This window comes from Comamonas trifloxystrobinivorans (assembly GCF_043359985.1).
Lineage (GTDB): Bacteria > Pseudomonadota > Gammaproteobacteria > Burkholderiales > Burkholderiaceae_C > Comamonas > Comamonas trifloxystrobinivorans.
In genome coordinates, this window is sequence record NZ_JBHZGV010000008.1 from 160,186 (window position 1) to 173,585 (window position 13,400).

13 protein-coding genes are annotated in these 13,400 nt (G+C 61.9%); all 13 read right to left on the reverse strand.

What is annotated here, in order from left to right; genetic code table 11:
• Nucleotides 1-34: 34 nt before the first annotated feature.
• The 13 genes from ACFIQF_RS11270 to ACFIQF_RS11330 all read right to left on the reverse strand — a co-directional run bounded on the left by ACFIQF_RS11270 (nucleotide 35) and on the right by ACFIQF_RS11330 (nucleotide 13,377).
• Nucleotides 35-427, reverse strand: a complete 393-nt coding sequence (locus tag ACFIQF_RS11270) for a DMT family protein (protein ID WP_393943014.1) — start codon at nucleotides 425-427, stop codon at nucleotides 35-37.
• A 181-nt stretch (nucleotides 428-608) separates the two neighbouring features.
• Nucleotides 609-1,340 carry an ABC transporter ATP-binding protein gene (locus tag ACFIQF_RS11275; protein WP_393942850.1) on the reverse strand — a complete coding sequence of 244 codons (732 nt, stop codon included), beginning with the start codon at nucleotides 1,338-1,340 and terminating at the stop codon, nucleotides 609-611.
• 2 nt (nucleotides 1,341-1,342) lie between these two features.
• Nucleotides 1,343-2,122, reverse strand: a complete 780-nt coding sequence (locus tag ACFIQF_RS11280; protein ID WP_393942852.1) for an ABC transporter ATP-binding protein — start codon at nucleotides 2,120-2,122, stop codon at nucleotides 1,343-1,345.
• Between the two features lie 15 nt (nucleotides 2,123-2,137).
• On the reverse strand, nucleotides 2,138-3,214 hold the full coding sequence (locus tag ACFIQF_RS11285; RefSeq protein ID WP_393942854.1) for an ABC transporter permease subunit: 1,077 nt from the start codon (nucleotides 3,212-3,214) through the stop codon (nucleotides 2,138-2,140).
• A gap of 9 nt (nucleotides 3,215-3,223) precedes the next feature.
• On the reverse strand, nucleotides 3,224-4,153 hold the full coding sequence (locus ACFIQF_RS11290) for a branched-chain amino acid ABC transporter permease (RefSeq protein WP_393942855.1): 930 nt from the start codon (nucleotides 4,151-4,153) through the stop codon (nucleotides 3,224-3,226).
• Nucleotides 4,154-4,595: 442 nt separating this feature from the next.
• Nucleotides 4,596-5,528: an electron transfer flavoprotein subunit alpha/FixB family protein gene (locus ACFIQF_RS11295; RefSeq protein WP_393942857.1), complete on the reverse strand. Its 933-nt coding sequence runs from the start codon at nucleotides 5,526-5,528 to the stop codon at nucleotides 4,596-4,598.
• A 31-nt stretch (nucleotides 5,529-5,559) separates the two neighbouring features.
• Nucleotides 5,560-6,309 carry an electron transfer flavoprotein subunit beta/FixA family protein gene (locus ACFIQF_RS11300; protein WP_393942859.1) on the reverse strand — a complete coding sequence of 250 codons (750 nt, stop codon included), beginning with the start codon at nucleotides 6,307-6,309 and terminating at the stop codon, nucleotides 5,560-5,562.
• Between the two features lie 120 nt (nucleotides 6,310-6,429).
• On the reverse strand, nucleotides 6,430-7,413 hold the full coding sequence (locus tag ACFIQF_RS11305; protein ID WP_393942860.1) for a Bug family tripartite tricarboxylate transporter substrate binding protein: 984 nt from the start codon (nucleotides 7,411-7,413) through the stop codon (nucleotides 6,430-6,432).
• 143 nt (nucleotides 7,414-7,556) lie between these two features.
• Nucleotides 7,557-8,789, reverse strand: a complete 1,233-nt coding sequence (locus ACFIQF_RS11310) for a CaiB/BaiF CoA transferase family protein (RefSeq protein WP_393942861.1) — start codon at nucleotides 8,787-8,789, stop codon at nucleotides 7,557-7,559.
• A 65-nt stretch (nucleotides 8,790-8,854) separates the two neighbouring features.
• Entirely contained in the window at nucleotides 8,855-9,664 is an 810-nt protein-coding gene (locus ACFIQF_RS11315) for an oxepin-CoA hydrolase, alternative type (protein WP_393942863.1), read from the reverse strand.
• The gene (locus ACFIQF_RS11320; protein ID WP_393942865.1) at nucleotides 9,664-10,821 is read right to left on the reverse strand and encodes an acyl-CoA dehydrogenase family protein; all 1,158 of its coding nucleotides are present in this window, start codon (nucleotides 10,819-10,821) and stop codon (nucleotides 9,664-9,666) included. The genes ACFIQF_RS11315 and ACFIQF_RS11320 overlap by 1 nt, the downstream gene beginning before the upstream one ends.
• 16 nt (nucleotides 10,822-10,837) lie before the next feature.
• Nucleotides 10,838-12,034, reverse strand: a complete 1,197-nt coding sequence (locus tag ACFIQF_RS11325; RefSeq protein WP_393942866.1) for an acyl-CoA dehydrogenase family protein — start codon at nucleotides 12,032-12,034, stop codon at nucleotides 10,838-10,840.
• Between the two features lie 146 nt (nucleotides 12,035-12,180).
• Nucleotides 12,181-13,377 (reverse strand): acetyl-CoA C-acyltransferase, encoded by a 1,197-nt coding sequence (locus ACFIQF_RS11330; RefSeq protein ID WP_393942867.1) that lies wholly within the window; start codon nucleotides 13,375-13,377, stop codon nucleotides 12,181-12,183.
• Nucleotides 13,378-13,400 lie beyond the last annotated feature (23 nt).

Sequence of the window (13,400 nt, forward strand, 5' to 3'; positions counted from 1 at the left end):
ATTTTAAATGCGGCTGTCATCATTTTGTAGCAATTTAATTAGCACTACGAAAAACAAAGTAGACCGCACCGAGCAGGCAAAGGCCGGCCCAGAGGTAGTCGAGCTTGAGCGGCTGGCCCAGAAACCACACCGAAAACGGCACGAACACCGCCAGCGTGATCACTTCCTGCATGATCTTGAGTTGCCCCACGTTGAACTGGGTGGCGCCGATCCGGTTCGCCGGTACCTGCAGCATGTACTCAAAGAAAGCAATTCCCCAGCTCACAAGCGCGGCGATGTACCAAGGCGAGGTGGCCAGATTCTTGAGGTGGCCGTACCAGGCAAAGGTCATGAACACATTGCTGAGCACCAGCAGCACCACGGTCTGCAATGGGATCGGAATGGAGTTCAGGAAAGTCACAAAAGCGCCTTGAAAAATTTGCGCCATTGTCATACATGCTGCGGTTTTGTGCTGTCCGCCACCGGGCAGTGTCTGCATTCTGTACCGACAATACAGTCAGGCGCAGGTTCCATAAGCCTTGGAAGCTATTAAATAGTGAGCATAAAAAAGGCACCGCATGCTGCGGTGCCTTTGCCCGGTGGCCGGGCAGAGCCGGCGCCGTGTGTGCTTACTCGCCCAGGTAGGCGGCGCGCACGCGCGGATCGGCCAGCAGCTCCTGGCCCGGGCCGGTCATGGTGATGATGCCCGAGTCCATCACATAGCCGCGATCGGCAATGGCCAGAGCGCGGCTGGCGTTCTGCTCCACCAGCACAATCGTCACGCCCATGGCGTACACATCGCGCACCACCTCAAAGATCTTGTCCACCATGATGGGCGACAAGCCCATCGACGGCTCATCGAGCAGCAACAGCTTGGGCTGGGCCATCAGTGCCCGCGCCATGGCCAGCATTTGCTGCTCGCCGCCCGACATGGTGCCGGCCAGCTGGTCCTTGCGCTCGCGCAGGCGCGGGAAGATGTTGAACATCTTCTCGATATCGGCCTGGATGCCGGCCTTGTCCTTGCGCAGGTAGGCGCCGAGCATCAGGTTGTCGGTGATCGTCTGGCGCGTGAACACACCGCGCCCTTCGGGCACCATCACCAGGCCCTTGGCCACCAGATCCCAGGCGCCCAGGCCCTTGATGTTCTGGCCCAGATATTCGATCTGGCCGTCGTTGATGGGCTGGGTGGCCGTCACCGCTTTCATGGTGGTGGTTTTGCCTGCGCCGTTCGAGCCGATCAGCGATACCAGCTCGCCCTCGTGCACCTCGAAATCCACGCCCTTGACGGCCTGGATGCCGCCATAGGCCACCTTCAGCCCGCGCACCTTCATCAACACCGGGTTGCTTGTCTTGTCCGTCATGCTCAATGTCCTCCGGTGCCCAGGTAGGCCTCAATCACTTTTTCGTCTTTTTGCACTTCGGCAGGCGTGCCCTCGGCCAAACGCTTGCCGTAGTCGAGCACCGTCACCCGGTCACACAGGCCCATCACCAGCTTCACATCGTGCTCGATGAGCAAGATCGTGCGGTTGTCGTTGCGGATGCGGTCGATCAGCTCGCGCAGCTGCACTTTCTCGGTGGCGTTCATGCCGGCAGCGGGCTCGTCGAGCGCAATCAGCTGCGGGTCGGTGGCCAGTGCACGGGCAATCTCCAGGCGGCGCTGGTCGCCGTACGACAGCGTGCGTGCCTTGTAATCGGCGTAGCGCTCAATGCCCACATAGGCCAACAGTTCACGAGCGCGCTCACGGATCGCCAGCTCCTCGGCCTGAAAAGCCTTGGTGCGGAAAATGGCGCCCACCAGGCCGCTTTGGCTGCGCACGTGGCGGCCGACCATCACGTTCTCCAGCGCGGTCATCTCGGCAAACAATCGAATGTTCTGGAAAGTGCGCGCAATACCAGCCTTGGCCACCAGGTGCACGGCCGTCGGCTGGTAGGCCGTGCCAGCCAGCTCGAATGTGCCGCTATCGGGCGTGTACAGGCCGGTGATCACGTTGAAGAACGTGGTCTTGCCCGCGCCATTGGGGCCGATCAGCCCGTAAACCTGGCCGCGCTCAATGGTCAAACCCACATCGGACAGCGCCTGCAGACCGCCAAAGCGCTTGGAAATACCCGCCACTTTCAGGGCAGGAGCGTGTGTTGCATTCATGTGCTTCTCCCCTGCTCAGTTTTTCTGGATGGCGCTCTTGCCGTGCTCGGGCGCAGGCCACAGGCCGCGTGGGCGCAGCAGCATCACCACGATCATGGCTACCGCAATCAGCAGCTGGCGCAGGATGGATGCGTCCAGGCGGCCATCGGTCAGTTGTTGCAGCGGGCCAGCCACGTAACGCAGCACTTCTGGCAGGGCCGACAGCAGCACCGCGCCCAGAATCACGCCGGGGATATGGCCCAGACCGCCCAGCACCACCATGGCGACGATCATGATCGACTCCATCAGGCTGAACGATTCGGGCGAAACAAAGCCCTGGAAGCCGGCAAACATGGCGCCCGAGATGCCGCCAAAGGTGGCGCCCATGCCGAAAGCCATCAGCTTGAGGTTGCGGGTGTTGATGCCCATGGCCTTGGCGGCGATTTCGTCTTCACGGATCGCCATCCAGGCGCGGCCAATGCGCGAATCCTGCAGGCGGTAGCAGACGATCACACTCACCACCACCAGCAGCAGAAACAGGTAGTAATACAGCGTCACCGACGAGAGCGTGTAGCTGCCGATCTCCAGCGGCTTGGCAAAGTCAAAGCCGAAGATCTTGATCGAATCGATCTGGCCCAAGCCCTTGGGGCCATTGGTGATGTTGACCGGGTGGTCCAGGTTCAGCATGAAGATGCGAATGATCTCGCCAAAACCCAGCGTCACAATGGCCAGGTAATCGCCGCGCAGCTTGAGCACGGGGAAGCCCAGAATCATCCCCGCTATCGCTGCCAGCAGTGCCGCCAGCGGTATCACCAGCCAGATGGAGGTGTGCAGGCCATTGGGGAACATGGCCTTGAAGCCTTCAAAGGTTTCGGCCAGGTGCGGCGAAGCCATCAGGCCCAGCATGTAGGCGCCAACGGCGTAGAAGGCCACATAGCCCAGGTCCAGCAGGCCGGCAAAGCCGACCACGATGTTCAGGCCCAGGGCCAGCATCACATACAGCAGCGCCAGGTCGGCGATACGCACCCAGGCGTTGCCGAAGGACTGCAAGATGATGGGCAGCACCAGCAGCGCGATGGCGCCAATGATCCATTGTGCTTTGTTGTTTTTCATGGTGGCTCCTTATGCGCGATCGGCCACACGCTCACCCAGCAGGCCCGAGGGGCGCAGGGTCAACACAATGATGAGCACGATGAACGAGAAAATATCCACATACTGGCTGCCCATGATGCCGCCGGTGAGTGCGCCGATATAGCCCGCACCAATGGCCTCTACCAGGCCCAGAATCATGGCGCCAACCACCGCACCGGCCAGGTTGCCGATACCGCCAAACACCGCAGCGATGAATGCCTTCAGACCGGGCAGGAAACCCATGGTGTGTTGCGCGGTGCCGTAGTTCGATGCCCAGAGCACGCCGGCAATCGCCGCCAGCACGGCGCCGATCACAAAGGTGGCCGAAATCACCATGTCGGGCTTGATGCCCATCAGCGCGGCCACACGGGGGTTCTCAGCCGTGGCTCGCATGGCGCGGCCCAGGCGGGTGTAGTTCACCAGGTACATCAGCACGGCCAGCACGATGGCCGTCACTGCCAGCACCAGGATTTGCGTAGGCGTAATCACCGCGCCCGCAATATCAAAGGGCTCAGCCGGCAACAGCGTTGGATACGGTTTGTAGTTGGGCTTCCAGATGATCATGGCCAGCGTCTGCAGCAAGATCGACATGCCGATGGCCGTGATCAGCGGCGCCAAGCGCGGGCTGTTGCGCAGCGGCCGGTAGGCGAGCTTCTCGATCGTGAAATTGAGCGCTGCTGCCACCACGCAGGCGATCATCGTCGCCAGCAGCAAGATGATCCAGCCGGGCGTGTCGGGCATGGCCCCCTGCATCCAGCCGATGATGCTCCAGCTGGTGAGCACCCCGATCATCAGCACTTCGCCGTGTGCGAAGTTAATCAATTGAATAATGCCGTACACCATGGTGTAGCCCAAGGCTATCAAAGCGTACATGCTGCCCAGGACCAGACCATTAATGATCTGCTGCAGCAAAATATCCATACAACCAACCCTTCACCAGTTGAACCCACGTGCGACAGATACTGCATTCACCTGGTGATTACCCTGTAATACAGACCGCCTCTAACCGCGATAACAGTTTTATGCGGATCGCAGGAATTCTAGCGATGGGTACGGGTTTTACCGCTGATTTTCGGCTAGCGCTTTCCCCTAGTTGCCCATGCAATGAGCGCATGAATACGGGCGTTGTGGGCATCTGACACTAGGGGATTCACCAGTAAATCATGCACCATTTTGAAGCACGCTTTCAGCATTGATGCACCAAAAGCATTAATCAGCCTTGCCTGCCTTCATTCGAATATGCAGATTAGTGCAAACACCTATTTGCGATATTTTTGGCATTTACTAGCGCGTAAGAAAATAGAACCGACACGCATAAAAAAACGCGGCCAAGCCGCGTTTTTTGCATATGCCAGGAGAAAGCTTACAGCTTGCTTACCATTTCGGGCACAGCCTCAAACAGATCAGCCACCAGACCATAATCAGCCACGCTGAAAATAGGCGCTTCTTCGTCCTTGTTGATCGCCACGATCACCTTGGAGTCCTTCATGCCGGCCAGGTGCTGGATGGCGCCGGAGATGCCCGCTGCCACGTACAGCTGAGGCGCGACGATCTTGCCGGTTTGGCCCACTTGCAGGTCGTTGGGGGCGTAGCCTGCGTCCACGGCTGCACGGCTGGCGCCGATGGCTGCACCCAGCTTGTCGGCCAGCGGCGTCATGACTTCCTGGAACTTTTCTGCCGAGCCCAGTGCGCGACCACCGGAGACGATGATCTTGGCGGCCGTCAGTTCGGGACGGTCGTTCTTGGTCACTTCGCGGCCGATGAAGGCGCTCTTGCCGCTGTCAGCCACGGCTGCCACGGTCTCCACTGCTGCGGAGCCACCGGTGGCTGCTGCTGCGTCAAAGCCGGTGCCGCGCACGGTGATGACTTTCTTGGCGTCTGCGCTTTGCACGGTGGCGATGGCGTTGCCAGCGTAGATGGGGCGCTCGAAGGTGTCAGCCGAGACCACCTTGGTGATGTCGCTGATTTGGCCTACGTCGAGCTTGGCGGCCACGCGGGGGGCTACGTTCTTGCCGCCAGCCGTCGCCGGGAACAGGATGTGGCTGTAGTTGCCAGCGATGGCCAGCACTTGCGCGGCCACGTTTTCTGCCAGGCCGTCTTTGAGCGATGCGCCTTCGGCCAGGATGACTTTGGAGACACCGGCGATTTGGGCTGCGGCTTGCGCTGCAGCGGCTGCGCCTTCACCAGCGACCAGCACGTGCACATCGGCGTCGCACGCCTTGGCGGCGGTGACGGTGTTGAGCGTGGCGGTTTTGATCGATGCGTTGTCGTGTTCTGCAATAACGAGAGCGGTCATGTCTTTGTCCTTTCTTTTCTTGTTGTTGTAGTTAGATTACTTTGGCTTCATTTTTGAGCTTGTCGATCAAGGTGGCCACATCGGGCACCTTCACGCCAGCGCCGCGCTTGGCAGGCTCAGCGACCTTCAAGGTTTTGATGCGGGGAGCGACATCGACGCCCAGGTCTTCAGGCTTGACGGTGTCCAGCTGCTTTTTCTTGGCCTTCATGATATTGGGCAAGGTGACGTAGCGGGGCTCGTTCAGGCGCAGGTCGGTGGTGATGACGGCAGGGGTGTTCAGGGCCAGGGTTTCCAGGCCGCCGTCCACCTCGCGGGTCACATTCACTTTGTCGCCGTTGACTTCGACCTTGGAGGCGAAGGTGGCTTGGGGCATGTCGGCGAGCGCCGCCAGCATTTGGCCGGTCTGGTTGCAGTCGTCGTCAATGGCTTGCTTGCCGCAGATCACCAGGCCCGGTTGCTCTTTGTCGACCAGGGCTTTCAGGAGCTTGGCCACCGCCAGGGGCTGCAGCTCTTCGGTGGTTTCCACCAGAATGCCGCGGTCGGCGCCAATGGCCATGGCCGTGCGCAGCGTCTCTTGGCATTGCGCCACGCCGCAGGAGACGGCGATGATTTCGGTGACGACGCCCTTTTCCTTCAGACGCACGGCCTCTTCCACCGCGATTTCGTCAAAGGGGTTCATGCTCATCTTGACGTTGGCGATGTCCACGCCCGTGCCGTCACTCTTGACACGCACTTTGACGTTGTAGTCCACCACGCGCTTGACGGGTACCAGTACTTTCATGGCTGTCTCTTTCAGGATTTATAAACAAAAAAACTTGCCAACGCTTATACAACAAACGCCAGCCGCTATCAATTTAATCTTTGCTGACACCGGTTTCCGGTTTCTGCAAGCCTGGCTGCCTTACTCGGCCTGCATGCCTTTATCGCGCACCACCTTGCCCCACTTGGCGTAGTCCTGGCTCAGGCTTTGCTGCAGCTGCTGCCCGGGCATGAAGCGGGCAATGGCGCCTGCGCCAATGATGCGCTCTTGCACATCCTTTTGCGCCAGGATGTCCTTGATCTCGGCGTTCAGGCGCTCCACCACGGCCGGTGGCATGCCCTTGGGGCCCAACAAGGCGCCGATCGACACGGCCGCAAAGCCCTCAATCCCTTGCTCGGCAATGGTCGGCACCTCGGGCACCACGCTCACGCGCTGAGGCGAGCCCACGGCCACAGCCACGAGCTTGCCCGATTTGATGTGCGGCAGCGCAGCCACCAGATCGGCGTACATGATCGGCACCTGACCACCAATGGTGTCGGTGATGGCCGGCACGCCGCCCTTGTAGGCCACGTGTTGCATGTCGAACTTGCCCAGCTCCTTGAGCAGTTCCATGCTCATGTGGCCAAAGCTGCCAGCGCCGCTGGTGGTGTAGTTCAATGGCTCCTTGCTCTTGCGCGCCACATCGATCAGCTGCGGCAGGGTTTTGACGCCGGGCAGCTTGGTCGGGTTGACCACCATGACGATCGGCAGGTCGTACACATAGGCGATGGGCGTGAAATCCTGGGTCGCGTCGTAGCCCACGTTCTTGTAGAACAGCGGCGCAAACAAGGTGGGCGTGGCCAAGGTCATCAGCGTGTAGCCATCGGGCGCAGCGCGCTTGACCTGGCCGGCGGCGATGGCACCCGACGCGCCCGCCTTGTTTTCCACGATCACCGGTTGCTTGAGGCGCTCGGACAACTCTTTGCCCACGATGCGCGAGACCACATCGGTGGGGCCACCCGCCGGGAAGGGAACAATCCAGGTGATGGGCTTGCTCGGCCAGGCTTGCTGGGCGCATACGCTGCCCACGGCCAGGCTGGCGGCTGCAGCCAAAATCAAACGGCGGGAAATGGAACGAACTGGCATGAACTCTAACTCTCGTCTCTGTCTCTGATCGAACGCTGCCGGCACTCCCCGATGGGGAAGCTTGGCGTTCTGTGGATGCTGCGGCGCTTTGCCTTGCAGGCAGTGCGCGGCCGCAGCCTTTGGCTTATTTTTGCGGCTGCGACTCAGCGCGTCTCGGGCAAGGTCAGCACGCCTTGCGCCTGCAGCGCCTGCAGTTGCTCATCGCTGAGCGACAACAGGTTTTGCAGCACCTCGCGTGTGCCTTCGCCCAAGGTGGGTGGTGCGCGGCGAATCGGCAAACGGCTGCCGTCCATGCGCACGGGCGGCGCAAACACGGGTGTCTCGCCCACCACCGGGTGTGGCATGTTCTGCACCAGGCCGGCTTGCTGCGTGCGCTTGGAAGTGAGCGCCTCGTGCAGGCCCAGCACTTCGCCGCAGGGAATGCCGCAAGCGTTCAGGCGCTTGAGCAGCTCGGCACGCGGAAAGCTCTTGATGGTGCTGATCATCAGCGGCAGCAAAGTCTCGCGGTCTTTGGCCCGCTCCACATTGGTGGCGTACTTGGGGTTGTCGGCAATGTCGGGGCGGTCGATCACATCGCGGCAGAACTTCTCGAACTGCGCGTTGTTGCCCACGGCAATGATCAGCGGGCCGTCGGCGGCATCGAACATGCCGTAAGGCACGATGGACGGATGCGCATTGCCGTAACGCGCCGGGTCCTTGCCCAGGAACATGGCATCCAGACCGTAGTATCCGGTGATCGAGATGCCGTTGTCGTACAGCGCCATTTCGATCTTGCGGCCCTTGCCGCTGCGCTCACGCGCAAACAGCGCGGCCAGCACGGCCTGAGCAGCGCTCATACCGGTCATCAAATCGACCACGGCCACGCCGAACTTCAGCGGCGGCTGGGTGGCTTCGCCGTTCATTGCCATCAGGCCGGCTTCGCCCTGCACCAGAATGTCGTAGCCCGGGCGCGCGGCCTCGGGCGTATCGGTTGCGTAACCGGTGACGCAGCAGTAGATGATGCCCGGCTTGATGGCCTGCAGCTGCTCGTAGCCCAGGCCCAGTTTTTCGGCGCCGCCGTGCTTGAAGTTGTGGATCACCACATCGAACTGCGGCAGCAGCTGGTGGATCAGGGCCAGGCCTTCGGGCTTTTGCAGATCGACGGTGATGGACCGCTTGTTGCGGTTCATGCTGTTGTAGTAGGTGGTCTCGGTCTTGCCGATGCGCATGCCCCAATCGCGCGTGTCATCGCCGCGCTTGGGGTGCTCCACCTTGATCACTTCCGCCCCCATGTCGCCCAGCACCTGGCCGCACAGCGGGCCCGCGAACACGCGGGACAAATCCAGTACCTTGACGCCTTGCAGTGGCAGATCGATCTCTGTCGTCTGTTGGCCCATCCGTATCTCCTTGAAAGCAAGCCAGCGCCGGGTGGCGCTGCTTGCTGGTTGTGGTCTGCGCAGGTTTATTTGCGCAGTTTGACGTAGTCGGGCGAGCGCTTTTCCAGGAAAGCGCCAATGCCCTCTTCCGCCTCGTTCGTGCCTTGAGCCTGCACCATCAGCACGGCTTCCATGTCGAGCTGCTCTTCGAGCGAGTTGTCGTAGGCAGCGCGGCACAAAGACTTGATGCTGCCCATGGCGGCCAGCGGGCCGTCGGCCAGCTTTCTGGCCAACGCCACGGCTTCGGCCAAAGCCGCACCTGCGTCGGTCAGGCGGTTGACCATGCCCAGCTCGTGCATGCGCTCGCCGCTGATGCGGTCGCCCGTCAGGCACAGCTCGGTCAGCACCTGGCGCGACAAATGCTCGGCCAAAAAGGCCGTAGCACCGCCGTCAGGCGACAGACCGACTTTGACGTAAGCCACCGAAAACACCGCGTTCTTGGCGGCCACCAGCATGTCGCAAGACATGGCGAGCGACAGGCCAGCGCCAGCGGCTGCGCCTTCGACGGCAGCGATCACCGGCTTGGGGCAGTTGCGCACGGCGCGCACCAAGTTGTGCAAGCCCTCGAGCGATTCGCGGCGCACTTCAGGCGCCTGCTTGCGGCGCTCAGCGATGCGGCGCAGATTGCCGCCCGAGCAAAAATGGCCGCCAGCACCGGTCAGCACAATGGCGCCGACTGAAGCGTCGGTGGCAGCAGCGTTGAGCGCATCGGTCAGGCCCAGGTAGAACTCGGGCGAGAGCGCGTTGCGCGCCGTTTCGTTGTTGTTGGTCAGCACCAGCACGCCGCCTTCGCGGCGCGCCAGCAGCGCGGGGTTGGCGTTGCTTGCGGTGCTCATCAGGCGGCCTTTTGCGCAGCGCGCTCTTGGGCCAGCAGGTCCATGTAGCGGGCCAGGTGGTGGTCCATGTCGCCCAACTGGTGGTCGATCATGACAATGCGCTTGGCGTAGTGCGCCAGTGGCAGCTCCCAGGTCACGCCAATGCCGCCGTGCATCTGGATCGACTCTTCCGAGATCAGCGTACCGATCTGGCCCACGGTGTACTTGGCGGCGGACAGCGCTTTTTCGCGCTGCAGGTAATCAGGGTTGTCGATGGCGGCCGCAGCGTTGATGACGGCCGAGCGCACTTGCTCCACTTCCAGCAGCATGTCAGCCATGCGGTGCTGCAGGGCCTGGAACGAGCCAATCGGCACGCCGAACTGCTTGCGGGTGCGCAGGTATTCCAAGGTGTGGTTCTTGGCCACATCCATGGCGCCCAGCGACTCGGCAGCCAGCGCCAGCAGGCCAAAGCCTTCGGCGCGCTCCAGCAGCGCATAGCCTTCGCCGGCCTTGCCCAGCAGAGCATCGGCGCCCACCTTCACGTTGGCCAGCGTCAGCTCGGCAGCGTGGCCGCCATCGATACGGCCGTAGCCACGGCTCGTGATACCGACAGCATCGCCAGGCACCAGGAACAGCGAGATGCCGGCCTTGTCGTCCACAGCGCCAGCCGTGCGGGCCGACACCAGCAGCAGTTGCGCCTGGTCACCAAACAGCACCACGGCCTTGCTGCCGTTGAGCACCCAGCCGTCGCCTTCTTGCTTGGCCGTGGTGGCCACGCGGTTGAGCTCATAGTGGTTGGCCGGCTCGTCGTGCGCCAACGCAGCAATGGTTTCGCCGCTGATGATGCCTTCGAGCTTTTGCTTTTGCGCATCGCTGCCCGCTTCGGTCAGCGCACGGCCCACCAGCAGCGCACCCAGCACGGGCTCTGCTACCAGGTGGGTGCCCAGCGCTTCGAACACCACGCTGATGTCCACGCCCGCGCCGCCAAAGCCGCCATCGGCTTCTTTGAACAGTGCGCCAATGGCGCCCAGCTCGGCCAGCTTGGCATAGGTGTCGGCGCTGAAACCTTGCGCGCCGTAAGCGGCGTGGTTGCGGTACTCGGTGCCGTATTGCTCGCTCAGATAACGGTTGAGCGCATCCGCCAGCATGCGGCGGTCTTCATCCAGTTGAAAGTTCATGTCTCTATCTCCTCGCTTACAGACCGAGAATCATCTTGCTGATGATGTTGCGCTGAATTTCGTTCGAGCCGCCAAAAATCGACAGCTTGCGGTAGTTGAAGTAGGCCGCGGCGGCGGTGGCGGCTTCGGGCTCGCCCACGGGCGCATCGGCGTACTCGGCAAACTGCGCTTCTTCGATGAAAGGCAGTGCGTACGGGCCCATGGCGCGGCGGATCAGCGACAGCAGCTCTTGGCGGATGACGGTGCCCTTGATCTTGAGCATCGAGCTTTCCGCACCAGGCACACCACCACCGGCCACGGCGGCGATCACGCGCAGGTTGGTGGTCTTCATGTTTTCCAGATCGATCTCGATCTTGGCCATGCGGGTGGCGAACTGCGGGTCTTCGATCAGCGGCTTGCCGTTGCGCTGCACGCGCTGGGCAATGATCTTGAGCTTTTCCAGCGCGGCCATCGAGAAGCCCACGCCGGCAATGCCGGTGCGCTCGTAGGTGAGCAGGTATTTGGCGTAGGTCCAGCCCTTGTTCTCTTCACCAACCAGGTTTTCCAGCGGCACTTTCACGTCGGTCAGGAAGACTTCGTTGACTTCCTTGTCGCCGTCGAGCGTGCGGATCGGGCGCACTTCCACGCCGGGCTGGTTCATGTCGATCAGCACAAAGCTGATGCCTTGCTGCGCCTTCACCTCTTTGTTGGTGCGCACCAGACAGAACATCATGTTGGCGTGCTGGCCTTGCGTCGTCCAGGTCTTCTGGCCGTTGACAACGTAGTGGTCGCCATTGCGCACTGCCGTGGTCTTGAGCGAAGCCAGGTCGGAGCCAGCGCCCGGCTCCGAATAGCCCTGGCACCACCAGTCGGCACCATTCAAAATGCGGGGCAGCCAGTGTTTTTTCTGCTCGTCGTTGCCGTACTTGATGAGCACCGGGCCGAGCATGGACAGGCCAAACGGCACCAGGCGCGGGCAACCGGCCAAGGCGCATTCGTCGTCAAAAATGAACTTCTGAATGGCGGTCCAGCCCGTGCCACCGTGCTCCTTGGGCCAGTGGTAGGCGAGCCAGCCTTTGTTGTTCAGAATGGCGTGCCAGTCTTCCTGGTCGGCCTTGGTCAGGCGCTGCCCGGCTTTGACCTTGGCGGCCAGCGGCTTGGGCAGCTTGTCTTGCAGAAACGCGCGCACTTCGGCGCGGAACGCTTCCTCTTCAGGGCTGAATTGCAAATCCATTGCTTATCTCCTCAATATTCCATGGCGGCTGGCGCCGTAACTCAAAACTCTCGCTGCACCAGTTAAGGGACGCCCAGCAAGGGCCGCCCCGCAGCGGCGGCGTCGTCCCCCTTCCAGGGGGAAGGCGCGCAGCGCCTCAGGGGGTGTCAAAAAATCTCAAACAGGCCGGCAGCACCCATGCCGCCGCCCACACACATGGTCACCACGCCCCACTTCACTTTCTCGCCACGGGCCTTGCGGCGCTGGCCTTCGAGCAGGATGTGGCCGGTCAGGCGCGCGCCCGTCATGCCAAACGGGTGGCCGATCGAGATGGCACCGCCGTTGACGTTCAGGCGGTCGTTAGGAATGCCCAGCGTGCGTGCGCAGTACAAAGCTTGCGAAGCAAAGGCTTCGTTCAGCTCCCACAAATCGATGTCTTGCACCGTCAAACCGTGGCGCGCCAGCAGTTTGGGTACGGCGAACACCGGGCCAATACCCATTTCGTCGGGCTCGCAACCGGCAATCGCCATGCCACGGAAAGCGCCCAGCGGCGTGAGGCCGAGCTTGGCGGCCTCTTTGGCTTCCATCAGCACGCAGGCGGACGAACCGTCGGACAGTTGCGAGGCATTGCCTGCCGTCACAAACTTGCCCGGGCCTTTGACCGGCTCCAGCTTGGCCAGGCCTTCGAGCGTGGTGTTGGCGCGGTTGCAGTTGTCCATGGTGGCGGTCACTTCCTTGTAGGTGACTTCGCCGGTTTCCTTGTTCTTTTCGGCCATGCGCGTTTGGCAGGGCACGATTTCGTTGTCGAAGGTGCCGTTGGCTTGCGCAGCTGCGGTGCGTTGCTGGCTTTGCAGCGAGAACGCATCCTGGTCTTCGCGGCTGATGCCGTAGCGCTGCGCCACCACATCGGCGGTGTCGATCATGGCCATGAACAGCTCGGGCTTGTGCTCGACCAGCCAAGGGTCGGCGTCGGCCGGGTTGGTGTTGCTCGAGCGGATCAGCGAAATGCTTTCCACACCGCCGGCCACCATGGCCGGTGCGCCGTCGACGATGATGCGGCCCGCCGCAAAAGCGATGGCCTGCAGGCCCGAAGCACAAAAGCGATTGACCACCGTGCCGCCCACGCTGATGGGCAGGCCGGCACGCACAGCCGCCTGGCGGCCGATGTTGCGGCCCGTAGTGCCTTCGGGGTAGCCGCAGCCCAGCACCACGTCTTCGATCAGCGCCGGGTCGATGCCGGCACGCTGCACAGCCGCCTGAATGGAAAACGCGGCCAGCTGTGCGCCGGGCGTGACATTGAATTCGCCCCGGTGGGACTTGGCCAGCGGCGTACGCGCGGTAGATACGATGACTGCTTCACGCATGTGCTTGTCTCCTTCGGTCCTGT